Raw genomic sequence first — 24851 nt, 5'->3', positions numbered from 1 at the left:
CTTTATTTGCCGACGGCTTTAGCTTGCGCGTCTTGAATTTTTTTGGCAATATCCTCAGGCTTGCCACCCATGAGGAGCTCTTGAAGACCATTGTTCACGACATCGGCACTAGCGGAGCTAAGCTTGCCATCGTAAACTGGCGTTTTCTTGACCGTGTTCATCATTTTGTACACTTCTGCAAACAAGGATGATACTTTGGTTGTATCCAAGTCTACTTTGTAGCTTACGAGCTGATTGCTTTCCAAGATGGCTTTCTGTGCTTCTGGGCCAGACAGAGCATAGATCAATTCATAGGCGGCCGCTTTCTGAGCGCCTGTAACTTTCTTGCTCATCCCTAGACCTGTTCCCACTACGCCTGAAAGGGAGTTCGGATCACCTTTGCCGTTAGGCACGGTTGGCAGTACGGTAACAGCCATGTTAGCTAATGCTTCTTTGGATGTATTCGACGCTAAGTTCGGCAATGCCCAACCACCATCGATCATCATGGCCGCTTTACCTTGCGCAAACATTTGTTCCATTTGTGTATTATCAATGCTGTTGAAGCCTTCTTGGAAAGCGCCAGCTTTGCCAAGCTGTTGAAGATACGTCAGAGCTTGTACGAATTCTGGATCCGTAAATTTGGCACCATTCTGATCCACTGCTTTCAGGAACCAATCCGTACCTGTTACACGGTCTGCAAGTGAGCTGAGAATGCTGGACTGCGCAACCCATGCCGCTTTATTGCCCAGTGCGATTGGCGTAACATTATTCTTCTTGAACGTATCCACCAGCTTCATGAGATCGTCCCATGTCTTAGGCGGCTGTACATTATATTTGTTAAAGATTTCTTTGTTGTAGTAAAGGATCGAAGTCGGAGATAGAGCCATCGGTGCGCTGTAGGTTTTGCCTGAGATCGTGAAATCATCAAAGGACCCTGGCATAAAACCGTTCTTCCATTCCGTTTTGCTATCCAGCAGCTCATTAATCGGCTGAATCAAGTCACCACCGACGAATTCCTTCGTCATAACACCTGGCCACATGACGAATAGATCTGGCATTTCATTAGCGGCAGCTACCGTTTTTAACCGTGGACGGTAACCATCGGGCGGAATTCCCTGAATATCTAATTCGACATTCGGGTGATCCTTCTTGAATTTTTCCATATATTCACGCATGGTTTTGGCGCGAAGATCTTCGCCTGTATAGTTGTGCCAAATCGATAATTTTACTTTCTCAGCTGGTTTGGCTGCATCCGTCGATTTGGGAGCCGTGGTACCTGCTGCACCCTCTTTTGTTCCACTAGAACCACAACCGGCCAATAAGGCTAGTGACATCGTAGCCGCCAGTGTAACGATCAATGACTTTTTCATTTGTTTAGACCTCCTAAAAGTTTTCGTAAATACGTAAGCTCAAGCTCTCTCTATGAACTTTAGTATAGAGGACATATTCAGGAGGCGGTACGGGAGAAACTTCGGCGCAGAGGGGGACATTATTCAGTCTTTATTCCCTTGTCGAAATTCAGACGGCGTTCTTCCCGTATACTTTTTGAACTGCTGCGTAAAGTATTTGATATCTTCATAACCCACTCTTCTGGCAATATCGCTGACTTTGGTCTGAGTGCCCTGGAGGATATCCACGGCGCGTTTCATCCGTTCCTGGGTGACGAATTCGATATACGTACAGCCTGTCTCCCGCTTGAACACCTCGCTAAAATGATTGGGATTCACATGCACGAATCCAGCCACCTGTTGAAGCGAAATCGGCTGATGCAGATTGTCCCGGATATAGGCAATGGACTTGTGAATATACGCGTAGCGATTCTGGTCCAAGCCCTGATGAAAACGCGTCATCACGGCAGAAAGCACCTTAAAGACTTCTTCTTCGGGACGTCCTTCCCCCTCATAGGCAGGCAGTGTGCTAAGAGGAATCGTCTCCTCTTGGGAAGAACTGGCCCGTTCAAGCCATCGATGACCCGCTATGATCATCGACTGCAAATAGCCCTGAACCGTAAGCGGCGTCGCTGCGGCATCTTCCATCAGAGCCCGCACCTTCTGGTTCACCCAGTGTCTCAGCTCTGTAGCATTGCCGCTCATCAAAATCGCGGTAAGCTCCGCTTCCTCCTTCTCGGTGCAAACCGTGCGACCTCCGCTGCGCTCCTTGATATCTTCCACCGTAAACAGTCCTTGTGCACCGAGCAGCCCTTGGTAAGCAAAAACTTCTTTCGCCGCACGATACGATTCCCGAAGCCCTTCGTAATTCTGCGTTACGGTTCCGAGTGCTGCAAAAGCCGAGCATTTGAGCGTTTCGGTAACGCGCTTAAGCGCCTTTGTCAGCCCAGCTTGATCGGTCATCCCGACTTCGTGGCGCACGACAAGCAGCAAATGGTCCTTTTTCATGAGCGTAACGCACGGGAGCAGCTCGAAAAGGATATTCTCTGCGGCTCCTTGCAGAAGCTCCATGATAGGCGTCTCCCCCCATCCAGAAACAGAGATAAGGAGAACTTGCATCGCTGCAGACTCACCTGACTCTGGGTGAACATCTACACCATTCTTGCGAAACCATGCTTGCAGCTGCTCATGAGCTTCTCTATCATCGTTCAAGCCACGACCCAGCACCCGTTCCAACAACTGATTGCGCAGTGCAGCCTGTTGAAGATTATCCTGTTTGATCGACTCCCATTTATCCATAATGTTCTGTTTCGCTTTCAGCGCAGCTTTAATAATCTCTTCCGGACGGCTTGTCTTCAACAAGTAATCGGTCACACCTTCGCGCAGTGCCTGCTGGGCATAACTGAAGTCATCGTACCCCGTAAGAATAACGATCTCCGTGTCCGGCAATATCGCTTTCACCTCACGCGCAAGCTCAATACCGTCCATACCTGACATACGAATATCGGTCAGTATAATATGCGGCTTCTCTGCAGGAATGCGCTCTAAAGCCTCTTCAGCAGAAGCGGCGGCCGGAAGCAGTTCAAGACCGAGCTCTTTCCAATCAATAACGGTACAAAGACCTGTTCGTATAATAACCTCATCGTCTACAATCAAGATTCTCATGTCGCTAATTCTCCCATCCTAAGAGGAATTGAAAATGAAATGCTCGTCCCAACACCGGGCGTACTCTCAACAACAAGCCCAGACTCTACGCCATAATGCAGTAATAATCTCCGGTGAACATTGATGAGTCCGTAGCTGGTAACAGCTATCTTCGATTCTTTAGCGACTTCGCTTAGCATACCCAGTTGACGATTGGCCAAAGCAAGCTGATCTTGAATCGCGCGTTGCTTCGTCTCATCCATACCTATTCCCGTATCCTCAACTACGAATTTCATTTGACGATCCCGCAGTTCTCCGTGCACATAGATGTGACCTTTCGCTTTTTTCTTCTGGATACCATGAATAAGGCTGTTCTCAATCAAAGGCTGTAGAAGCAGCTTCAACATCGAATTATGCACCATCGCGGGATCGATAAAAAATTCAATCTCAAACTGGTCTGGAAACCGAATAGCTTGTATATAAGCATAATTTTGTGCATGAGAAATTTCCTGCTGAACAGCGCAAAACTCCTCGCCCTTATTCAAACTGAATCTTAAGAAATCACTGAGCGCACCAACCATTTCAGCAATTTGACGATCCTTATTCATCAAAGCGATCCAGTGGATGGAGGAGAGTGTATTATACAGAAAGTGCGGATTGATCTGCGCCTGCAGAGCCATAATATCCGCTTCCTTTTTCATCGCTTCGTTCAGCTGTACTTGATCCTTCAGTCTGCCTATCCGTTCACTCAGCTTATTATAACTGTGGACAAGCAGCCCGACTTCGTCGACGCTTTTCACCTCATAGGTAGGAATCGTCTCGTCTGGATTCAGATCCTTCAGATATTTGGTCAGCTTCATCAAAGGCTTCGTTACCCATTGCAAGAAGTAGAGTACCATCCCCATAGCGAGCAACAGGGCAATTACGATCGTAACAGCTGTCACCGTGAGCACGTAACCATTTTGCTTTTGATAGATCTGTGTAGGAATGAAACCGACCAATTTCCAACCTAATCGAGGAATCGGATTATACAAAACCGTATGCGGTTGTTCCCCTTTTTTCACATTAAGCACACCGTTTGCAGCTGCTAGCTCCCCCATTTTCGGAAAAACTTCACCGACGGTTCGTGCTAACCAACTCGGATCGCCCCCCGAAATGATCTGATCATATTGATCTAACAAAAGAACGAACCCATTGCTTTCCCAGCCCGCACCTGTCAAATAACGCTCGATCTCTGCCTGATCTAACGAAACGATCAAAGTACCTATCGTCTTAAAAGTACTGAAATCACGTATAGGTCTGACGAGTGAAATAACCTTCTTTGGTCCGTCCGATGTTTGGTTTTCATACAGTGGAGACCACCATTTGGAAGCTGGCTTGTAAACGGATTCATATTGTTGTAAGAGAGGATATAATCCTGAATTGGTTATGGTCGTTGTTGAAAGAGCAGGATTGCCGTTTTTCGGAGTAATCGTAATGTTGGAAATATATTTTTTGGAATACGACAAATTCCATAGGGTGCCAACAATAAGGGAATAGCTGTTGACGTCTCCTTCTTCGTTATCGAGATACGTTTGAATATCCTTTTGCCCGATCAGAAAGACCGACATATTCTCAACGTCTTGAATAATAAAATCAAGCTTATCCGACATCTGCTTCAGTGTGTTCATCCCCGCCTGCTTCGCTTTCTCTTCCGATACCGATGTTGCGATGCTATAGGAAACGATCCCCATTGAAAGCAGCGGTAATATAACTGCGAATAAAATAAGCAAAGACAGCTTACGTTTCAGGGATTTGGCAAACCAGCGTCTCATGGATGATCCCTCCTTCGGTCCTGCAATGATCTTTTTTACATAGTACCATGAGCATTGGCAGAAAATCATACTTTTTTTTAGTCAAACAAACTTTTTGTTTGACATTCAAACCGTTTGTGTTACTATTTTGCTCAGAATAACCTTACACGGGGAGATGACAGGCGTGGAATCAATTCAAGATGAATTCGGGTTTTTGACCGAACTTGTGACAGGACTTGCCGCTCAATTCGGAGACAATTGTGAAGTCGTGCTGCATGACTTGACAGGTCCTTACGATAGCTCCATCGTCGCAATTGCGAATGGTCACATTACTGGACGCAAAGTCGGAGATCCCGGAACGAATCTGGGTTTGGAACTGCTGCGGGGCAATCATGTAAACGGCAACAAGTTTAACTACTTAACGCAAACCAAAGATGGACGCATTCTGCGCTCTAGTTCGATGTATATGAAAAATAAAGCAGGCACTATCATTGGCTCGCTATGCATTAACTACGATATCACGGAGCTTATGATCGCTGGGAAAACGCTGCAGACACTGATAAGTCCTGGGGAACAAACAGAAGTAAAAGAATCATTCGTTACGAGTGTAACCGATCTGCTCGATGCCCTTATTCAAGAAGCACAAGAGCAAGTAGGCAAACCCGTGGCCGTCATGACCAAGGAAGACAAAATGCGCATGATTCAGCTTCTGGATGCCAAAGGTGCTTTTCTGATTAAAAAAGGCGGCGAGAAGATTTGCACGTATTTGAATATTTCAAAGTATACCCTATATAGTCACTTAGAAGAAGGCAAAAAAACCGTGAAAGAGAGTGTGGAGGGATGATGAACAAGATGGAGAGCTTGGAAACATTGGAGACAACAGAAACATTAGAGACACCTTGCCTGCTTATTGACGCAGATCGCATGGATCGTAACATTCAAGCAATGGCTAATGTTATCAGTCAACATCATGTGAAGCTGCGTCCGCATGCGAAGACGCATAAGCTCCCATCCGTCGCACTTCAACAAATTGCGGCTGGCGCAGTCGGTATCACGGTAGCAAAAGTGTCCGAAGCTGAGGTAATGGCGGCAGGTGGCGTTGCCAATATATTCATCGCTTACCCGCTTGTAACCGCAAGCAAGATTGAAAGAGCGATTCGTTTAAGCGAGCGGATCGAGCTGATCGTCGGCGTCGATAGCTTGGCAGGTGCTCAGCAATTAGAGCAGTGCGCAAGCCGACTTGGCCACTCGCTGCAAGTCCGGCTAGAAATCGATACCGGCTTCCGCAGAACCGGTGTACTCTACGAGCAGGCTCCTGCGCTCGCCGCGGAGATCGCCCGCATGCCGCATTTGCGGCTGACCGGCATCTACACATTTCGCGGCTCCCTGCTGGCAGGGAAGCCTACCCTCGACGTCGCGGCCGCCGGTGAAGAAGAAGGCACGCTGATGGCGCAACTGGCCGAGCGTCTTAGAGCGCAGGGCATCGCTATCACGGACGTTAGCGTCGGATCCACACCGACGGCCGCTTCCGCCGCTGCGGTAGAAGGCGTGACGGAGGTCCGGCCCGGCACCTACGTGTACCACGATCGGATGCAGGCCCGCTTAGGCGTCTGCGGCATCGAAGACTGCGCAGGCAGCGTGCTCGTCACCGTCGTAAGCCGCCCGTCGGCGGATCTCGCGATCATCGACGGCGGTAGCAAAACCTTCGCTACCGATGTGCAGCCGGATACACACCCGCTTCAGCTGCGGGGCTTCGGCCACATCATGAATCTAGAAGATGCGATTCTCGTTCGCATGTCCGAAGAGCATGGCATGCTTGAACTTGGGCCTCTCGCCCAAGCGGCCAACCTGCAGGTAGGCGACAAGCTGCGTATTATTCCTAATCACATTTGCAGCACCGTCAACCTGCACAATCAGGTTTTTATGCAGCGCGGCGATGCGTATGAGCGCCTTCCGGTGCTGGCACGAGGTATGTTGGAGTAAGAGTCAGGCAGACAGTCTCGATTTAATCATCATTTAACTTGGAGGTCAACACTATGTCCCAAATTGAACAACGTTTACAAGAGCTAGGCATCACGCTCCCCCCATCCCCTGAACCGCGTTTCACTTATATTCCCTGCAATCAGACAGGGAATCTCATTTACTTATCCGGTCAGGATTGCCGTATTAACGGTGAACTTATGTACGAAGGCAAACTTGGCCGCGAAGTAACGATCGAGCAAGGGCAAGCGGCAGCCCGTCAAACCATTATCAATTGCTTAGCGGTTATGAAGGGCTATCTTGGAGACTTGGATCGTGTTGTCAAAATCGTGAAAATGCTCGGTTTCGTCAACAGCGCTCCGGGATTTGGCGATCAGCCCTATGTCATTAACGGCGCTTCTGATTTGTTAGTGGCTGTGTTCGGTGAGAAGGGCAAACATGCTCGCTCAGCGATTGGTACAAGTGATCTGCCTTTTCACACACCGGTGGAAATTGAACTTATCGTAGAAGTGCGCGATTAGTATCGAGCTCAACAAAATAAAGGACCGAGGCGCTGCCTCAGGTCCTTGTTTTATGCTAAAAGCTAGTTGCGACTGCTTCATTCCGCAAAAGGGACGTAGAAGCCTTATTTGACGAAAAACGCCCATTTCATCCGGGCAAGAGGAACGAGGAGCCGCTATTTCGCTGCTTCGAGTCCTGAGAAGCCTTATTTCCCTAAAATAAGGTCCTCACGTTCCGTTAGATTCGACTTTCAGCACATTTTTCCCGAAATAGGGTCTTGTCGTTCCTCTTGAGCACTCTTAAGTACTCTCTTAAGTACTCTTAAAAACTCTTAAGCCACTCTAAAGCAGCCAAATTAGTCAGCCCATCCTACCAAACCGAGGAATTCCCCAAAATTCGGAGTTCGCCATTCGCCTCACACTCGGAATCTTCCGATTAAAGTTTGCAAATCAGCAGCCATGCTGTTCAGCACGGTCGCCGAGGAGAAAATCTCCTCCATGCTCGCGTACTGACCCTCGATGTTGGAAGATACATTCCTCGCTCCCGCAGCGGTCTGTCCAGCAACTTCATCGATCGCGCGAATCACATCTACGGCTGCGCGTGTTTTCTCGGAAATCGCGGCCGAACTGCCCGCCACTTCCTCGATCTGCCTCGCAACTTCGTCCATCGCATCGCGAATACGTTTGAAGGTATCTCGCGCTACGCCGACCACCTCAAGCCCCGTCTGCACCTCTCGGCTCCCAGCTTCGGTGGAACTGACAACCTCTCTTGTTTCATCCTGAATGCTGGAAACAAGATTAGCGACCTCCTCCGCAGCTGCAGTCGTCTGCATGGATAACTTGCGGACCTCGTCGGCGACGACCGCAAAGCCTTTACCAGCGGCTCCGGCACGTGCCGCTTCAATGGATGCATTGAGCGCGAGCATGTTCGTCTGCCGCGCGATCCCTGCAATCATTGCGTTCGCATTGACGATTTGTTCAGAACGATGACCGAGCCGCTGTACCGATTCAGCAAGCTCCATCATCTTTTGATAAATAGCATTCATCTGCGTTATCGCTGTCTCGACAGCCGCATTGCCCTCCCCTGCCTCTTGCTGTGCGAGGAAAGACTGATGGTTAGCCGATTGCGTAACGCTTGCAATTTGAATGACGGCTGCTGACATTTCCTCCATGATGGAGACTCCCAAGTGGACACTTCGCACTTGCGCATCCGTACCTTGCGAAATGTCCTGTACCGTATACGTAATGCGTTCCGAAGACTCGCTTACTTGTTCAGAATTGCTGCTAAGCGCTTCCGAAGCGGCAGCGACGTGCTGGGCACTGCTCCCTACCTGACTAATTAAGCTATGCAGATTGGCTTTCATTTGATTAAAAGCGGTAGCCAAATGTCGTAATTCGTCCCTATTCCTCACGTTAATGTCATTAACCGTTAAATCACATGCCGCAATTCGCTCGGCTGCTTGTACCATAGAACGTATGGGATTAACGATCATGCGGGACAGCAGGAGGCCGATGGCCAAGGCGAAAAGAAAGGCTGCTACACTAACCCAGATCAACGTTTGAACGGTAGATACAACCACATCATGATTGCGGGCAGAAGCTTCCTCTTGGACTTTCCTTTCCAGCTCTTCAATCTTCGCGGCAGCTTGCGTCAATGTTTCCGTTGTCGGAATAGCCCATTGCATCGCTTCCGCTTTGGCTAGAGCCACATTCCCTTTGTCGGCGTATTCCGTCACTTTCTTCACTAAGCGAGCAAACGTCATGTTCGAATCTGCCAAGGATTGGATAGCACTCTGCTCATCCTCGTTCTTCGAAACCTCTCCCATCTGAGTAATGATTGATGAAAGTGTTACATTCATTTCTGTCAAAAGCTTTTCTTTGTCCTTCGATGGATCTAACACGTACCCAAACAACATACTGTTCTGTATTTGCGTTTTCTCTTTGATCTCAGAAACATTGCGAAGAATAGTGACATTATCATTCAAAAGCTTGGAATAGGAGCTATCCACTTTATTCAAGTATGTATACGACATGCCGCTCGTTACTGCAACGAGTAAAGATACAATAATAAATGTGCCCACAATCTTGCTTCTCAAAGAAACTGAAAATATTCGCTTTCTCCAGCTAGCCGAATTATGATTTGCCATGACTATGTCCTCCTGAGACGTCAGTAATCGCTTTCATTTATTACAGGATAACAGGCTGTCGTTAAATCGCGACAGCCTGTTTCACATTATTACCTATAACCAAATGAGATGAAACGTCTTGGTGTTTAAGATCATTATTTGGAATTCATGTATTTACGCATATCGAAGGCCACAGCCGCAACGATAATAATACCTTTAATAATCAACTGCCAGTAAGGACTAATTCCGATAAACGTCAAACCATAGTTGATAACGCTGAAAATTAATACCCCTGCAAGAACACCAGGTACAGTCCCGATACCACCGGAAGTGGATACGCCGCCGACTACGCAAGCTGCGATCGCATCAAGCTCGTACATATTCCCGTAGTTATTCGTTGCGCCACCCGTTCTTGCTGCTTCCAGTACCCCTGCCAGACCATACAAAGCGCCAGCAATTGCGTAGATGTAGATAAGGTAACGATTTACGTTAATACCCGAAACGACTGCTGCGTGAATGTTGCCGCCGATGGCGTACATATATTTCCCCAGCTTCGTTTTGTTGAACACAATCCAAACGATGATAGCTACAACAATGGCAATAATGACAATGTAAGGTATGGAATACGTAGAACCGGTTCCGATCGCGCCTGTCCCCAACTGACTGAAATCTGGTCTCAATCCGCCAATCGGCTGTGACTGATTCGGTTTCATATCAAAGTATAAGGAGTTAGCTCCGTATACAGCAACCATCGTACCCAAAGTTGCAATGAACGGTGGAACCTTGAATTTTGCAACAATGATCCCGTTGATCAGACCTATCAATAGACCAGCTACAATCGCAATAACGATCGGCACGATCAATGGCAGCTCAGGCAAATTCGGGAAAAATCTTCGACCATACTCCTGTGTTTGCAGCATGGAAGCGGAGATAACGGCGGTCAAGCCGACGATACGTCCAGTCGAAAGGTCCGTTCCCCCTGTGATCAAGATGAATGCCGCACCTAAGGCGATAATGACGCGCGTGGATGACTGAAGTAGAATATCACGAAGGATATTTACCGATAAAAAGCGTGGATCATATATCGCGATACCGACAACTAACACGACTAGCACGATGTAGATTGCGTATTTGGTCACGAACCCACTAATGTCTCTGGATTTCATTGTTTCTGTCTTTGTACTCATGGTTCTTGGCCCCCTCCATTATGCCATATGCTGTGCAGCAAGGCGCATGATCTCTTCTTCAGTTGCTTTATTTCCTTCTACAATGCCTGTAAGGCGTCCTTCACACATGACCATGATTCGGTCTGACATCCCTAACAGTTCGGGCATTTCAGAAGAGATCATGATAATACTTTTCCCCTGCTTCGCAAGGTCAGCGATGATGGAGTAAATTTCGAATTTAGCACCTACGTCAATTCCCCGTGTCGGTTCATCAAGCAGGAGCACGTCTGGCTCTGTAAGCAGCCATCTGGCAAGCAGCACCTTTTGTTGGTTTCCACCTGACAGGTTCTTGATCAGCGCGTGCATATTCGGCGTCTTGACCCGAAGCATTTCGATACTTCGTTCGACTTCTACTTTGCGTTTAGCTTCGTTAATGAAGCCTAGTGGATTCATATATCTGCCCAAATTTGCAATCACGGTGTTCTCAAGAACGGATAGTACGGGGAAAATACCCGTTACACGGCGCTCTTCCGTGAGCAAAGCGATTTTCTGCTTGATAGCATCAATTGGCGACTTGAGCTTCACTTGCTTGCCATGCATCGAAATGCTGCCTGAAGCAACACCTCTCATCCCGAACAAAGCTTCAATCAGCTCCGTCCGCTGAGCACCAACAAGACCGCCGACTCCGAGAATTTCTCCCTTCCGAAGATCAAAGGATACATTCTTGAATGATCTTGGAATGACAGATGTAAGTCCTTCGACTTTCATTAATACACCGTTTGGCACATTGCTGCGCTCTGGGAAACGCTCCTTCAAATCCCTTCCGACCATCTTCGATATAATCATGTCAGTCGTTAACTCCGATGATGCCCACGTACCGATCTTGGTACCGTCGCGCATAATCGTCACTTCATCAGAAATTTCAAGAATTTCTTCCATTTTATGTGAAATATAGATGATCGAAACGCCACGACTTCTCAGGTCGCGAATGATGCGAAACAGCTGCTCAACTTCGTTACCCGTAAGTGAAGAAGTAGGCTCATCCATAACAATGACTTTCGAATTGAATGACACAGCCTTGGCAATTTCAATGGATTGCACCTTAGAAACAGATAACGTTCCTACCAGTGTATCCGGCTTAATATCCATCTGTAGCTGTTTGAACAAGCTCTCTGTATCTTTACGCATCTTCTTGTGATCCACTAATTTCAAAGGTCCAATCCCTTTTAGCGGAAATCGGCCCAGCCATATATTCTCCATTACGTTACGATGAGGAACGGGATGCAGCTCTTGATGGATCATGGAAATGCCGTTTGTTAAAGCATCTTTCGAACTTTGAATGGAAACAACTTCGCCATTCAGTTTGATTTCTCCGCCATCCGGTTTATAAATACCGAACAAGCATTTCATCAGCGTCGATTTGCCCGCACCGTTCTCTCCCATCAGCGCATGCACGCTTCCCGGGCGAACCTTGAGGGTAACGTTATCCAGCGCTTTGACGCCGGGGAATTCTTTGGAGATTTGATTCATTTCCAATAAATAGTCATGTACAGTCATGGTAACTCCCCCTACAGCTCACGATAATCCCCACAAAGTGAAGCCTTCTTCGTTGTCTCTTTACCTTTGCATGGGTTCCCAAATAAGGAAGGCAAGAGCGCCCGCGTAGTAATCATCGCTGCTCTTGCCCGCTTCTATTCGGATTACTTCGCTTCGTTCATGTTATCTTTCGTAATCTTTTTGTAGGAAATCCATACATATTTACCGTCTGTTACATCGTAGCCAGTTGTTTCTTTGCTAGGCGTTTTGCCGTTAGCAAGTGCTGTTGCAACATTCGTTGTTGCCGCACCTTGGTTTTTCGCATCGTTCAGAACAGTTCCTAGCAAAGTTCCATCGCTAAGCGCTTGAAGTGCAGGAGCTGTAGCATCTACGCCTACGACTGGCAGGAATTTACCATCTTTGAAATAGCCTTTTGCTTTCAAAGCTTCGATAGCGCCAAGTGCCATATCATCGTTGTTCGCAAGAACAGCTTCGATTTTGCTTTCGTTGGAAGCTAGGAAAGCTGCCATTTTTTCTTGACCTTTAACGCGGTCCCACATAGCTGTATCTTCCGCTACTTTTTCTACACCCAGACCAGCATCTGTGATCGCTTGGATGGAGAACTTCGTGCGAAGCTCAGCATCTTGATGTCCTGGCTCGCCTTTCAGCATAACGTATTGGATTTTACCGTCATGGTTTTTGTCCGCTTCAGGATGAGCTTTGAAGTAGTCAACCAGCAGTTGGCCTTCCATCGTACCCGATTGCTCTGCTTTAGCGCCTACATAGTAAACTTTATCCCATTTCTTCATGTCGTCAGCAAGTGGCTCACGGTTCAAGAATACAACTGGAACGTTGGCCGCTTTTGCTTTATCGATGATAACGCCTGCCGCTGTACGGTCAACTGCGTTAATCGCTAGAGCGTTTACTTTTTTCGTGATGAAAAGATCGACTTTATCATTTTGTGTTGGTTGTGAGTTCTGGCTGTCAACGATATCAACTGTTGCTTTATCTTTAGCTGCATCAGCGATCGCGGCACGAACACCAGACATGAATGTATCGTCAAATTTGTAGATGGCTACACCAATTGTTGGTTTTTTTGCTGTATCTGCTGGTTTTGCCGTTGCTGCTGCGCCGGTAGATGCCGCTGGAGCTGGTGAAGGTGTTGCTTTAGTGCCACAGCCTGCTACGGTTGCAACCAAAGCGCCTGCTACTGCAAGTGTAATCAATTTTTTCAAGGTAAGACCCTCCCTAAAAGGTGTGTTGTTTATTATTTACATTCCTTACTATACTGGATCAAAACACCAAAACAAATGCAATATCCTCATGTGTTCTATCGAAATTCTCATCACTTTATAAACGGGAATAACAGCTTTTGATTGTCCGACCAGAACATATTATTCAGATCAATAGCTTTAATCCCTGTATCCACGCGGCTGGGCACCTTCTTCCCTTTCGAAGCTTCAACTGCGTTCTTTACACCTAAATACCCGATACTGAATGGATTCTGAATGATTGTCGCTTGAATGACACCCTCCTGCAGCAGTTCCAACTCTTCGGACGTACTATCAAATGTAATGATTTTCACTTTGTCCTGAAGGTCCATACTCTGAATGGCATGCGCAACGCCAATGGACGAGATTTCATTCAGAGCCACAATCCCGTCTAATTGGGGATGCTTCTCTATCATGCTATGGGTTAGCTGCGCGGCAAGCTCATAGTCAGTCAGACTGTAAACCTTCTCAATTACCTTCACATCCGGATATTTGGATAATTCCTCCAAAAGGCCCTGTTCCCGAAGCTCTGTGTTGCGCTCTCCTTGCATAAAGCTAACAATTGCAATATCACCGCTTGTCCCAGCCAGCTTGATCAGCTGTTTGCCAGCCAATTGCCCAGCTTCATAATTATTTGCCCCAATAAAGCTCTTCGCTTTACGATTCTCCACTTCGGAGTCGATTGTGATGACAGGAATTCCCCGCGTTGACGCATCATCCACAACCCCGGACAATTCCTTATAACCGTTAGCTGCCAACACAATGGCATCCGGTCCGCTGCTGATCGATTGCTCCATTAAGGCAATTTGACCCTTCACATCCGCTTCATCGCCTGGTGCACGGAAATCCAGCGCAACATCAAACTCCTTCGCGGCCACCTCGGCGCCCATCTTCACCGTTTTCCAGTAATCGCCGTTTTGACTGCGGAGTATAACCTCCAAATGTTTCTTTTGCTCGGTTGGAATGGTCTCCGTTTGCTTGGTACAGGAGGACATGGAGATGACGGCTACCAGGACGGCAAATAGAAGGGGTCTTATTTTCATTGTTTTATCCATGGCTTCTCCTTCCTATTCATCTTCCATAACTACTGGAATCCAAACCTTGACGGTAGTTCCTTCTTCCAGCTCACTTTCAACCTTAACCCCATACTCCGTACCGAAATATAACTGGATACGCTCATGTACATTTCGCAGCCCTACACCGGACCCTTTTTCACTTTTCACATGACCGGTCAGGATGTTTTTGAGCGTTTCTTCTGACATACCAACACCGTTATCCCGAATCTCAAATAAGATCTTCTCATCGACCTTGCCGACCGATATGTGAATAAGACCTTCGTCTACCATATATTCAATGCCATGATAGAGTGCGTTTTCCACAAATGGTTGTAAAATCAGCTTCAGCGTCTTGTAGGTAAGTACCTCTTCATCCACCTGAATCTCGTAATCGAACTTATCTTTATACCGCATCTTCTGGATAATCAAATAATTCCTAATGTGCTCGATTTCTTCTCCGATTGTAATGATATTCTTCCCCTTGCTCAGGGATATCCGAAAAAACTTGGACAAGGACGTAATGGTTTTGACGACGTCTTCATTCTTCCCATTACCGACCATGCGAACAACGGAATTGAGTGTATTGTACAAAAAATGCGGATTAATCTGAGACTGCAATACCTCCAGCTCATTCTTCCGCTTCGTCTCCTGCTCATGGATGCTTTGATCCATCAGCTCACGAACCCGTGAGACCATCAGATTGAATCTCCGTGAAAGCTGCTCCACTTCATCAGCGCCCCGAACATGAATATACGTGTCAAAATGGCCCTTTTCGACCATTTCCATCGACTTCTTCAGTCGCTTAATGGGCTGCGAAATACGTGCAGACATGAAGGACGAAATCAATAATATGAAAACAAGAACAATGACGAGAAGCCAAATCATGAACGTACTGATTTCCTTGCGTGTTGTAACCATTTCATCCATGTAGGAGACGCCAATAATTTTCCAACCGATGTTATTAACCGTCCTGACCACATTGAACCGCGACTCGCCATCGCTGACATCCATGTATTTTCCATACGAGAATTTGAGCGCTTGCTCTACATTTTCATACTTCAAACCAATATAAATAAGCTGCTGCTGCGGGTGATAGACAATGTTGCCGGCAGAGTCGTCGATGATGTAAACATAGCCCTTTTTGCCGAGAGAAACCGTACGAAACACGTCATCCAGCGTCTTGAAGTTAACATCTACGAGCAGCACAGCCTCAACCCATTTCCCATCCTTTTGAATGGAAACCCCTTTGCTCATGGAAACGACCCACTTGTATGGATCCTTGAACAAATTCTGTATATGCGGGAGGGAAAAAGTGAGATGGTTAGGATTATCCAGCGCAGACTTAAACCACGACTGCTCGAGAAGTCGCGTATTTTTGCGCATCTCGGTCGTGGGAATGCCCGTTACTAGTCCACCATCTGCTGTAAAAAGGTGAATGGACACGATATCCTCGCGCGTACTCGCGATCGTTTCCAACTGCTCGAGCAGCTTGTCCGAAGGAATGCCGTGGCTCTTAGCGATTTTCGCATCGACCACCTCGAAGGTATCCGCCATGCCTTTAATATAGTGTTCCAAGTTAAACTGTACCTGCTCAATCACTTGCTGTGTATTCAGAAAAGCACTCTCTTCCGCTGTTCTAGAAAATTTATTATAAAGCACCAGCGAGACGATCAACATGACGATCACCGTAATCAAAATAAACGACATCGTAATCGTAAATTGAATGCTTTTCACCCTCATCGTGTCCAGCAAAACAGTATATAAGGCCTCGAACATCGTTCTCACTTTGCGTTTCAAAACATTACCCCCCCCTTTAACACTAAAGCCCTTTGGAACTGTTATTTCGGTACTCTTTGGGGGAAACACCGACATTTTTACGGAACGAAAAGCTGAAATAATTGGCATCGGCATAGCCAACCTTCTCCGCGATTTCCAGCGCCTTCATATCCGTAGAACGCAAGAGCTCCTTGGCTGCTTCCATACGAATATGGTTCAAATAGTTCACGAAAGTCATTTTCGTCTCTTTCTTGAAAATACTGCTGAAATATCCCGCGCTGATATGCAGGTGGCCGCACACTTTATTAATCGTGATATCACCTTCGTGATAGTGGCTCTTCGTATAATCTTTGGCCATTTCGACCAGGTTTTTGTACGTATATTGACGGTCCGACGCGATATGATTCATCATGCTCGCACATAATTCGGCAAGCCAATGCTTGGCTTCTTCCAAGGAAGTGAATTTATTTATTTCTGTAAAAGGAATAAAATGATCGCCAAATACCTCATCGACGTTAAGGTTAGAGTCCTTGGCCGCTTTCAGGATACAAGTCAATATTTCGAGTAAATAAATTTGGTAGTCCTTAACGGAAACACCACCCTCTATCCCTTGAAAAAGCTCATCCATCGTCTCCCGAATCTCCTGACTCGTCCCGACCTTAATGCAGCGCGTCAAGGCATGCTCCTTCACATCGTCAAAACGAATCTTCTCCACGTTTCGCTTCTCCACATCATCGATGTAGATCATGCGGTTGTTGCCTAAGATAAGTCGGTAATCCAGCGCCAACACCGCATCTTCATATGAATAGCTCATCTTGGTTACGTCTTTCATAACGGTTCCGATCCCAACGGTAAGCGTAAACTTCAAATATTTCTCTACATTCTGACGCACTTCTTCCAGCACTTTCATCGTTTCTTGAAGCGCGGCTTCTCTGTCTATGCTCTCTCTAGCGGCTAGTACAACCACTTGATCGTTATGCATGAAAACAAGGCCAAGACGCCGTTTATCGACAATCTCCTCCGTAATATTCAGCAAGGCAAAATATTTCAGCGCCTGATCCTCGGAGTATTTCAAAGAAACGGACTTCGCCAATTCGCTGCGATTCTCCAAATCCTCTTCATGAATAAGCACCCCGTCGATGCTCAGCACCGCTACAACATAGCTATTGCCAGTAAGCTCAATCCCGTAGTTCGCGGCCTTCTCGTAGACTTCATCACGCGGGAGTTTCCGGTTCATTAACGTTGCTAAGAAATTTTCCTTAAGCACAGGCATGCTCTTACGGTAATGCTCCTTCAGCAGCTGTACATTTTCCCGATGAGACACTTCCTCTTGAATCTGCTCCTTCACCTTCAGCAAGGCATTGATCAGCTCTTGCGCGGAAAAAGGCTTCAGCACATATTCATCAATGTGCAGCTTAATCGCCTTTTGGGCATATTCGAACTCATCATGCCCCGTAAGGATGATGAGCTTAATCGTCGGAAAACGCTCCCGGACCGCCTCAGCTAGTTGGAGCCCATTCATGAACGGCATCTGAATATCCGTTACAACCACGTCCGGCTGCAGCCGCTCAACCATTTCCAGCGCTTCCCTGCCGTTCTCCGCTTTCTCAACCACTTCAAAGCCAATCGCTTCCCAATTTATCTCACGGACGACACCTTCCCGCACGTCCTCTTCGTCATCAACTAGTAGCAGCTTGTACATGCTCGTCCTCCTAAAGCTCTTCTTATAAAAAGCTTACTTCATAAGCGCTTCTCGTAAGCGTATTCTTAATCACCATCATTGTACTAACTGCCTATGGAATACACAACTAGTTGGTGCGTGATGGAGGAAATAATGGTAAAAATCACCTTTTGTCTGTTAAGATTAAGTAAGAGTAAAGCAAACCCACTAAAAATGCATCAAACTGGGACAATCCCCTGCTTAGCATGGTGCGGCCTTACGGTATTAAACATTAATTGAGCTGTTACTGGACTGGGGCTTTTAAGAACAAACTCCAATCAGCCGTCGCTGGAGAGAACCCTTTGCGATGATTAAGGGAACCTGAGTACGCTATTTCATGCAAAATGCTTGTTTTCGGCCCCAAAGGGAACTACGAGGCGCTATTTAGTCCAAATTGGAGGAAATTACAGCGATTTTCGAGGAATAGCGGAACGTGGTTCCGCTTAGGACCCTGAAAAGAGCTAAACGTAAGAAATAGCGCTTCTACGTTCCCTCAATAGATAGGAAGTGCAGTAAAACCGCTCACAAGACAGGAATTGCAATAAAACTGCTCGCACTAACAAGGAGGAAAACCATGGATTTCGCACAAATAGGACGAATCGCTTCACTTATTAAAGAAAACGTAGGTAAAGTCATTGTTGGAAAGGACGATACCGTCGAGCTTATGGTCATCGCCCTCATTGCTTCCGGGCATGTGCTGCTTGAGGATGTTCCCGGTACAGGGAAAACGCAGCTAGCCAAAGCGCTGGCCCGCTCCCTCGATGGCACAATGAAGCGCATCCAGTTCACGCCCGACTTGCTGCCGTCAGATGTAAGCGGAATCAATTTCTTCAACCAGAAGCTGGGCGAATTCGAATTCCGCCCAGGGCCGCTATTCGCTCACATCGTGCTAGCCGATGAGATTAACCGAGCGACCCCGCGCACGCAGTCCAGCTTGCTGGAAAGCATGGAGGAACGCCAGGTGAGCATCGACGGTGAAACGCGCATGCTCGAAGCTCCGTTCCTCGTCATCGCCACGCAGAACCCTGTCGAGAATCAGGGGACGTTCCCCCTCCCGGAAGCTCAGCTCGACCGCTTCCTGATGAAGCTCTCCCTCGGCTATCCATCCGCAGCCGAGCAGGTTCAGATCTTGAAGCGCTATCAGCAGCATGATCCACTTGATCAGCTGCTGCCGGTTGTGGGCCGTGCTGAGCTGCTCGAAGCTCAGCACTTGTTCACACAGGTGCGCGTCAGCGACGAGCTGCTGCAGTACATCGTGCAGCTCGCGGAAGCGACGCGCACGCATGCGGATGCCGCGCTTGGCGTCAGCCCGCGCGGCGTTCGCGCCTTGATGAAGTCGGCGCAGGTGTACGCGGCGCTTCGCGGCCGCGACTACGTGCTGCCTGACGACATCAAAGCGCTGGCTGGGCCCGTCTGGGCGCATCGCATCTTGCTGCGTACGCGATCGCGCCAACAAGACCAGCAGGTGCATGCGCTGCTGGTCAGTATCCTTGCAGCTACCCCCGTTCCTACGGAAGTGAAGCTGGGGTAGCCGATGAGCATTAGCTGGATTCTCATCATCACTGTCGCTCTGTTCCTCCTCCAGCATCTGCTATTTGCCCGCTGGGGGTTTCGCGGGCTTCGCATTGAGCGAGCCTTCAGTACGACACATTGCCATGCCGGGGACGACATTGTCATGATCGAAACGATCGTTAATCGTAAGCTGGCTCCAATTCCTTGGCTTCGCTTGGAATCAACGATTCACGCGGGGCTCCACTTTGCGAAGATGAGCAATCTCGCAGTGAGCAGCGGAGCTCTTTTCCAGAATCATCGCAGTCTGTTCAGCCTTATGCCCTATACAAGAATAGTCCGACGCCACGGGGTACACTGTGCGAAGCGAGGTTGGTATAAGCTCGAAACGGTGGCAGCTTCCATCGGCGATCTAGTTGGTGTGCAAGCTGCTTCTTCCATCCACCGCATGCCGCTGGAGTTCCTTGTTTACCCTCGCTTGGTAAGCAGAGATGACATCCCGCTCCTCTCCAGCCGATGGCAAGGCGATATCACCGTCAAACGCTGGATTATGCCTGATCCGTTCCTCGTTTCCGGCGCACGGGAATATCGTTTTGGTGATACGATGAACAGCATCCACTGGAAGGCGACAGCACGCAGTCAGAAACTCCAAGTATATAATCGAGATTTCACCGCTGACCCCAGGCTGCTCTTGGCCGTAAATACGCAAATAACGGAAACGATGTGGGATGCCGTGACTGATCCCGAGCTTGTTGAGAAAGCTCTCTCATACGCGGCTACACTTGCTGAATACGCGGTGAGTCAAGGTATTCCTGTCGGCTTCGGCTACAACGGCTCTCTACAGGGGCAGCCTGGAGTTCCCGTGTACCTCGCTCCCGAGGGTGGTTGGCCACATTTGGAACACCTATTCGAAACGATGGCGAAGCTGGCCATCACCTGCTCACGCTCCTTCGAAGACTTCCTCGATCATGGAATCGAGCAAGAAGGGACCGCGATGGACATCATCCTACTGACTTCCTTCGTGTCTAAGGGGATCAAGGAAAGTATTGCCCGACTTGAATCGTTTGGACATTCTGTCTTTATCATCCCCTTACAGCACGGACTTCTTGAACTGAACGGAAAGGAGGTAGGTGTTTCCAATGTTAGCGCCCATTCAACCGCCTTCTCGACGAGCTAATTTTAATTTTCTTGTGAGAGAATTCAGCTTAGCGATCTTATACGGTTTACTCGAACTCATTATCTTCTTTCCCATTATAGTTCTAATCCAGGTCTATCTGTCAGAGACCTTACTCTGGATGACTTGCTTTCAGTTCCTGCTCTGTTATGTGTTGGGTTGCTTCTTTGGACGAATGAAATGGCTATCTCGTACATTCTACGAGCTAATGCTTTGTGCAGGAGCAGGTTCAACGATAGCCTTCCTCCTGCAAGGCAACAACAACTGGCATAGCTGGACCTGCGCAGCCGCCGGGTTACTACTTGTCTATCGCGGTATTCGCTGCACCAAGGATGGATGGTTCTCGCTCTTCCCAGCGAGCATATTTGTTACCGCAGGTTTGGTTTATTTCATAGGTGTCCCCATTATGGGACGGTTCGTTCTTTTCCAGCCATATATAGGTTGGATGAATGGATTCGGTTTCTGTTCGCTGGTTATTTTTCTCTTAGCTGCGAATCGCGCTCAACTCCTTAACGCCACGTTAGCAGGCAATGAACGTGCTGCAGCATCGTCACTATCTGAGTCAGTGAAGCGCTCAAGCCGCATTTGGTTAATCACATTAATTGCTTGTATCGCAGTTGTTGCCTACTTTCAACAATTGCAACAAGGAATTGGCTCCTTTCTCCGTGCTTCGATCGCTTGGCTGCTGCGCCTCTTGCTGTCCGAGCCATCATCTGATCAACCGCCCGAGCCAATTCCTTCAGCACAACCATTGCCGCTTCCGCCTCCTGCTCCAACTGGTGAACCAAGCTGGTTTGACATGCTGCTTCACTATGCCCAGGTTATTTTCGGCTATCTCATTGTCATCGCCCTTATCCTTGGTGCCATTTATATCATCATTGCCAAGCTGACACCTGCTCTGGTCTCGCTTATCCGGCGCTTGATGAACCGTTCATTTAGCAGCAAGAAAGGTGAGGGAGCCGAAGGTTTCACGGATGAAAAAGAGAATCTTCTTGCGTGGAAAGAACTACCCCGAATTTGGTGGCAGCAAACGACGAGGCGTTGGTCGAGGGGGAAAACAAATGAACCAAAATGGTCACATTTGCCAAACAATCGGGAGCGCATCCGTTTCCTTTATCGTGTTTTGATCCAGCAAGCAGCTGAGGGAGGCTATACTTACAACAAAGCCCATACCCCAAATGAAACAGAACGGGAGCTATCCAGCCAATATCAGCTGTCCAACCAAGCCGTTCATGCCATCACTTCTGCTTATAACCAAGCACGATATACAGATGACAATGTATCTGATTCAGAGCTTAATCAAGTACTACAAACTCTCGACCCTCAAATTCGCATTCACTTAAAATGAACACCTTCAACCTAAACTGATAGCATGAAGTTTCATCACTAAAGTGAAGAATCCCAGCACTCCCTACACTCTAACGATGACATTCATCGTCTCAGACGCTACTTCCGAGGGAAATCAACTTTTCCCTCAGCCTTAGTGATGTTTTTCATCACTAAACTGAAGAATCCCAGCACTCCCTACACTCTAACGATGACATTCATCGTCTCAGACGCTACTTCCGAGGGAAATCACCTTTTCCCTCAGCCTTAGTGATGTTTTTCATCACTAAACTGACGAATCCCAGCAGTCCCTACACTTTAACGATGAAATTCATCGTCTCAGACGCTACTTCCAAGGGAAATCACTCTATCCCTTAGCTTTATTGATATCTTTCATCACTACAGTGACGAATCCGAGCACTCCAAACATTTTAACGATGTTTAACATCGTCTCAACCTTAACAAGCCCGCTCCATCTCGCCATCGCTTAGTCATCCCATAGCTCTCCGATGCCAAACAAAGAGGCTGTGCAGCAAACCACTGCTCAGCCTCTTCCTTTTATTTTTACGCAACATTTATCCGATTCTTCGCAATCCCACACAGCACCCCAGCATTCACATTCAAAAAATCAGTCACATTTTTGCACCCAGCTGCATATATATAATTGTTTGAATACATTCGATGAGGTGGTTTTGAGATGTTAGCAATAAAAACCGGTTGTGAAAAAGAAGAAGTCGTTAACACATTATGCGAAATGGGATTGGATCAAATCGCAAGATGGATCATGGTATTACCCGAAGACAGGTGGGAAAACATGTTTCTTTCAACATGGCCAACACTTGCCAAAAAATGCGGCTTCAATAGATAGCTGCTTTTACATAAACATACGAAAGACCATGTTCGCATTTTGCTCTGTGCAATCCTTGCATAGAGCTTTTTTGTCGTCATGGCAGTCAAACTCCATTAGCCGTTTGGTGACCATCTTTTTAGCTTATGAATATTGCGTGTAAAAAGGCCTGTAAGAAACCGCGGAAAACCAAACTCGACCAGCTTCTGCTTCACCAGATCCTTCATCTGCTCTACGGTTAAATCAGGCATTGTGAATTCACCATTTTGGTAGCAATGACTGCAGTATACCTTGCTCTTCATCCCAGACTTCTCTGTTCCTCCGCCTTGCTCATCACGAGCGAGTGGCATCCCGCAGCTTTGACAGTTTTTGTAGGTGTCCATGTTGTTTTACTCCTCCTAAAAGCTTCTCCTATTATCATATCAACAAAGCATTTAATTGCAATGAAAAGCTGGCGATTATTTTCAAGCGCTTTCATAGCAGGATAGTAGCCCTTCGCAAGCGAATCTACTAAGGATAGACTGTCAATATCAACTCATATAGTAAAGTAAAACTTTAAGGAGGACTGTTGTGAAGCCCGTCACAGTGAAAGATTTGGTTGAGCGTTTCTCGCTCGAAGTACTTGCCGAACATTCGGAACTGCACCGTCCGATTACCAAAACAAAGGCACATCGCCCGGGACTTGAATTTGTCGGCTATTTTGAATATTTCCCGCAAGCTCACGTTCAGCTTTTAGGCAGGAAAGAAATTACCTATTTGCACAGTCTCAGCGAGAATGAAAGAAATCTTCATATCGGTAATATTGTCAAATATCACCCGCCTTGTTTCGTCGTGACGAGAGACCAGGAAGGTTTGAAATATTTAACCAAATATTGCGAAGAAGAGAAAATCCCGCTCCTCCGTACGGCTTCCCCTACGAGTAAGTTTCAGGACTTAGTGGATTTGTATTTGAGTAAATCGCTCGCTCAGGAGATTGCCGTTCACGGTGTTTGCGTCAATGTCTCGGGGATTGGCATTCTGCTTCGCGGTAAGTCAGGGGTTGGCAAGAGCGAAACTGCCCATACGTTAATTCGCAGAGGGCATCGCCTTGTTGCCGATGATATTGTCGTACTGAAGAAAATCAGCCCCGAAACCCTGCTCGGTACCCACAATGGGAAAACGAAGGAATTCCTGGCGCTGCGCAGCATCGGACTGATTAACGTCTCGCGGCTTTACGGCCGCAAAGCTTTTCAGGACGAAACGCGGATCGTGCTCGATATTGAGCTTACGAAGTGGCAGGAGGACGCGCTCAACAACGATTTGGAGCTTGAACCCTGTTTCACCGAGTATATGGATATTAAAATTCCACACATTGAAATCCAACTTCAGCCTGGACGTGATGTTGCCGGACTCGTTGAAGCCGCGGCTAACAACTGGTATTTGCGTCAGCAAGGGTACCGTGCTGCCGAGGAATTCATGCAGCGTCTGCAAAATGACAACGATTAAAAGAAGCCGCCCCCATCCTAGGACGAGGCGGCTTCTTCATTTAGCTTTTTCTCTTTTCGTTAACCAAGTCGGGGTATTGATCCTTATCGTGATATCATCGTGGTCACTGCTGTCCAGATTTTTCCATGCTCGTTCTTGCCATAGCTGATACGGATACAGGATGAGTGAAAGTCCCACCATTAGGAGAAGTATGTGATAATGTTTCAGACTGATAAGGTCCGCTATGCCAAGCTTTTCCTCAATCCGATGAAAAACAAAGGCATAAAAGGCATCTAACACCAGATTAGCAACAATATATAACCAAAACCGACCAAATGTAAAGTGAAAAACCCACATCGTTCCGACAAGAAAAATCCCATAGGCAAAGGCTGTATTTGTCACATGGCCCCATGGAACAATGGCATCTATTAATATCCACCACTTATATGTATAGCCAATCTCATACACGATCGTGACCAACAGAACCGAGAAAATACAGACAGGCATATACCTGTGAATACTTTGCTTCTTCATCAAAAATAAAGATAACCAGGGCAGCACAAATCCTGACCAAAGCAGCAATTTATTTAGTATGTG

General features: G+C 47.3%; 20 protein-coding genes. 8 read left to right on the top strand and 12 right to left on the bottom strand.

Annotated features, from left to right (window positions below):
* Positions 1-2: 2 nt before the first annotated feature.
* The 3 genes from ACBP55_RS04310 to ACBP55_RS04300 all read right to left on the bottom strand — a co-directional run bounded on the left by ACBP55_RS04310 (position 3) and on the right by ACBP55_RS04300 (position 4825).
* Positions 3-1349 carry an extracellular solute-binding protein gene (locus ACBP55_RS04310; RefSeq protein ID WP_464649996.1) on the bottom strand — a complete coding sequence of 449 codons (1347 nt, stop codon included), beginning with the start codon at positions 1347-1349 and terminating at the stop codon, positions 3-5.
* Positions 1350-1472: 123 nt separating this feature from the next.
* Entirely contained in the window at positions 1473-3032 is a 1560-nt protein-coding gene (locus ACBP55_RS04305; RefSeq protein ID WP_464649994.1) for a response regulator, read from the bottom strand.
* Positions 3029-4825 (bottom strand): cache domain-containing sensor histidine kinase, encoded by a 1797-nt coding sequence (locus ACBP55_RS04300; protein WP_464649992.1) that lies wholly within the window; start codon positions 4823-4825, stop codon positions 3029-3031. The genes ACBP55_RS04305 and ACBP55_RS04300 overlap by 4 nt, the downstream gene beginning before the upstream one ends.
* A 163-nt stretch (positions 4826-4988) precedes the next feature.
* On the opposite strand from ACBP55_RS04300, the gene ACBP55_RS04295 reads away from it, so the two are divergent.
* From ACBP55_RS04295 to ACBP55_RS04285, 3 genes are read left to right on the top strand one after another with little or no spacing between them, the layout of a single operon-like run.
* Positions 4989-5648, top strand: a complete 660-nt coding sequence (locus ACBP55_RS04295; RefSeq protein WP_464649990.1) for a helix-turn-helix transcriptional regulator — start codon at positions 4989-4991, stop codon at positions 5646-5648.
* Positions 5645-6787: an alanine racemase gene (locus tag ACBP55_RS04290; protein WP_464649988.1), complete on the top strand. Its 1143-nt coding sequence runs from the start codon at positions 5645-5647 to the stop codon at positions 6785-6787. Before ACBP55_RS04295 ends, ACBP55_RS04290 begins: the two co-directional genes overlap by 4 nt.
* Positions 6788-6840: 53 nt before the next feature.
* The gene (locus ACBP55_RS04285) at positions 6841-7305 is read left to right on the top strand and encodes a RidA family protein (RefSeq protein ID WP_464649987.1); all 465 of its coding nucleotides are present in this window, start codon (positions 6841-6843) and stop codon (positions 7303-7305) included.
* A 395-nt stretch (positions 7306-7700) separates the two neighbouring features.
* Here the strand turns inward: ACBP55_RS04285 and ACBP55_RS04280 are convergent, their stop codons facing one another.
* The 7 genes from ACBP55_RS04280 to ACBP55_RS04250 form a co-directional block, all read right to left on the bottom strand.
* Entirely contained in the window at positions 7701-9431 is a 1731-nt protein-coding gene (locus ACBP55_RS04280; protein WP_464649985.1) for a methyl-accepting chemotaxis protein, read from the bottom strand.
* A 134-nt stretch (positions 9432-9565) separates the two neighbouring features.
* Positions 9566-10597 carry a galactose/methyl galactoside ABC transporter permease MglC gene (gene mglC, locus ACBP55_RS04275; RefSeq protein ID WP_464649983.1) on the bottom strand — a complete coding sequence of 344 codons (1032 nt, stop codon included), beginning with the start codon at positions 10595-10597 and terminating at the stop codon, positions 9566-9568.
* Between the two features lie 18 nt (positions 10598-10615).
* The gene (locus tag ACBP55_RS04270; protein WP_029195442.1) at positions 10616-12133 is read right to left on the bottom strand and encodes a sugar ABC transporter ATP-binding protein; all 1518 of its coding nucleotides are present in this window, start codon (positions 12131-12133) and stop codon (positions 10616-10618) included.
* A gap of 143 nt (positions 12134-12276) precedes the next feature.
* Positions 12277-13347 carry a galactose ABC transporter substrate-binding protein gene (locus ACBP55_RS04265; RefSeq protein ID WP_464649982.1) on the bottom strand — a complete coding sequence of 357 codons (1071 nt, stop codon included), beginning with the start codon at positions 13345-13347 and terminating at the stop codon, positions 12277-12279.
* A 110-nt stretch (positions 13348-13457) separates the two neighbouring features.
* Entirely contained in the window at positions 13458-14438 is a 981-nt protein-coding gene (locus tag ACBP55_RS04260) for a substrate-binding domain-containing protein (RefSeq protein ID WP_464649981.1), read from the bottom strand.
* A gap of 12 nt (positions 14439-14450) precedes the next feature.
* Positions 14451-16214, bottom strand: a complete 1764-nt coding sequence (locus tag ACBP55_RS04255; protein ID WP_464653224.1) for a cache domain-containing sensor histidine kinase — start codon at positions 16212-16214, stop codon at positions 14451-14453.
* A gap of 43 nt (positions 16215-16257) precedes the next feature.
* Entirely contained in the window at positions 16258-17916 is a 1659-nt protein-coding gene (locus tag ACBP55_RS04250) for a response regulator (protein ID WP_464649979.1), read from the bottom strand.
* Between the two features lie 592 nt (positions 17917-18508).
* Here ACBP55_RS04250 and ACBP55_RS04245 point away from each other — a divergent pair.
* The 4 genes from ACBP55_RS04245 (at position 18509) to ACBP55_RS04230 (ending at position 22811) form a co-directional block, all read left to right on the top strand.
* Complete coding sequence (locus ACBP55_RS04245) at positions 18509-19465, top strand: AAA family ATPase (RefSeq protein WP_464649977.1); 957 nt, start codon at positions 18509-18511, stop codon at positions 19463-19465.
* 3 nt (positions 19466-19468) lie between these two features.
* Positions 19469-20620, top strand: coding sequence for a DUF58 domain-containing protein (locus ACBP55_RS04240; RefSeq protein ID WP_464649975.1), 1152 nt, complete (start codon positions 19469-19471; stop codon positions 20618-20620).
* 172 nt (positions 20621-20792) lie between these two features.
* Positions 20793-21965: a DUF4129 domain-containing protein gene (locus tag ACBP55_RS04235; protein WP_464649973.1), complete on the top strand. Its 1173-nt coding sequence runs from the start codon at positions 20793-20795 to the stop codon at positions 21963-21965.
* Positions 21966-22640: 675 nt separating this feature from the next.
* Positions 22641-22811, top strand: a complete 171-nt coding sequence (locus ACBP55_RS04230) for a hypothetical protein (protein ID WP_464649971.1) — start codon at positions 22641-22643, stop codon at positions 22809-22811.
* 95 nt (positions 22812-22906) lie between these two features.
* Here ACBP55_RS04230 and ACBP55_RS04225 read toward each other — a convergent pair whose 3' ends face one another.
* Entirely contained in the window at positions 22907-23173 is a 267-nt protein-coding gene (locus ACBP55_RS04225; RefSeq protein WP_464649969.1) for a zinc ribbon domain-containing protein, read from the bottom strand.
* A 187-nt stretch (positions 23174-23360) separates the two neighbouring features.
* Here ACBP55_RS04225 and hprK point away from each other — a divergent pair, with 187 nt between their 5' ends.
* Positions 23361-24275 carry an HPr(Ser) kinase/phosphatase gene (gene hprK / locus ACBP55_RS04220; RefSeq protein WP_464649967.1) on the top strand — a complete coding sequence of 305 codons (915 nt, stop codon included), beginning with the start codon at positions 23361-23363 and terminating at the stop codon, positions 24273-24275.
* A gap of 36 nt (positions 24276-24311) precedes the next feature.
* Here the strand turns inward: hprK and ACBP55_RS04215 are convergent, their stop codons facing one another.
* Positions 24312-24791 (bottom strand): hypothetical protein, encoded by a 480-nt coding sequence (locus tag ACBP55_RS04215; protein ID WP_464649965.1) that lies wholly within the window; start codon positions 24789-24791, stop codon positions 24312-24314.
* Positions 24792-24851 lie beyond the last annotated feature (60 nt).

Source organism: Paenibacillus sp. WG02, assembly GCF_055396115.1.
The sequence above is the reverse complement of the archived record's forward strand: the minus strand, read 5'-3'. Positions and strand labels throughout refer to the sequence as shown.

Bases quoted from the DNA above. Each gene is read 5' to 3' on its own strand.
- ACBP55_RS04310 (WP_464649996.1), bottom strand. From the start codon at position 1,349: ATGAAAAAGTCATTGATCGTTACACTGGCGGCTACGATGTCACTAGCC.
- ACBP55_RS04305 (WP_464649994.1), bottom strand. From the start codon at position 3,032: ATGAGAATCTTGATTGTAGACGATGAGGTTATTATACGAACAGGTCTT.
- ACBP55_RS04300 (WP_464649992.1), bottom strand. From the start codon at position 4,825: ATGAGACGCTGGTTTGCCAAATCCCTGAAACGTAAGCTGTCTTTGCTT.
- ACBP55_RS04290 (WP_464649988.1), top strand. From the start codon at position 5,645: ATGATGAACAAGATGGAGAGCTTGGAAACATTGGAGACAACAGAAACA.
- ACBP55_RS04285 (WP_464649987.1), top strand. From the start codon at position 6,841: ATGTCCCAAATTGAACAACGTTTACAAGAGCTAGGCATCACGCTCCCC.
- ACBP55_RS04280 (WP_464649985.1), bottom strand. From the start codon at position 9,431: ATGGCAAATCATAATTCGGCTAGCTGGAGAAAGCGAATATTTTCAGTT.
- mglC (WP_464649983.1), bottom strand. From the start codon at position 10,597: ATGAGTACAAAGACAGAAACAATGAAATCCAGAGACATTAGTGGGTTC.
- ACBP55_RS04270 (WP_029195442.1), bottom strand. From the start codon at position 12,133: ATGACTGTACATGACTATTTATTGGAAATGAATCAAATCTCCAAAGAA.
- ACBP55_RS04260 (WP_464649981.1), bottom strand. From the start codon at position 14,438: ATGGATAAAACAATGAAAATAAGACCCCTTCTATTTGCCGTCCTGGTA.
- ACBP55_RS04255 (WP_464653224.1), bottom strand. From the start codon at position 16,214: ATGTTCGAGGCCTTATATACTGTTTTGCTGGACACGATGAGGGTGAAA.
- ACBP55_RS04250 (WP_464649979.1), bottom strand. From the start codon at position 17,916: ATGTACAAGCTGCTACTAGTTGATGACGAAGAGGACGTGCGGGAAGGT.
- ACBP55_RS04245 (WP_464649977.1), top strand. From the start codon at position 18,509: ATGGATTTCGCACAAATAGGACGAATCGCTTCACTTATTAAAGAAAAC.
- ACBP55_RS04240 (WP_464649975.1), top strand. From the start codon at position 19,469: ATGAGCATTAGCTGGATTCTCATCATCACTGTCGCTCTGTTCCTCCTC.
- ACBP55_RS04235 (WP_464649973.1), top strand. From the start codon at position 20,793: ATGAAATGGCTATCTCGTACATTCTACGAGCTAATGCTTTGTGCAGGA.
- ACBP55_RS04230 (WP_464649971.1), top strand. From the start codon at position 22,641: ATGTTAGCAATAAAAACCGGTTGTGAAAAAGAAGAAGTCGTTAACACA.
- ACBP55_RS04225 (WP_464649969.1), bottom strand. From the start codon at position 23,173: ATGGACACCTACAAAAACTGTCAAAGCTGCGGGATGCCACTCGCTCGT.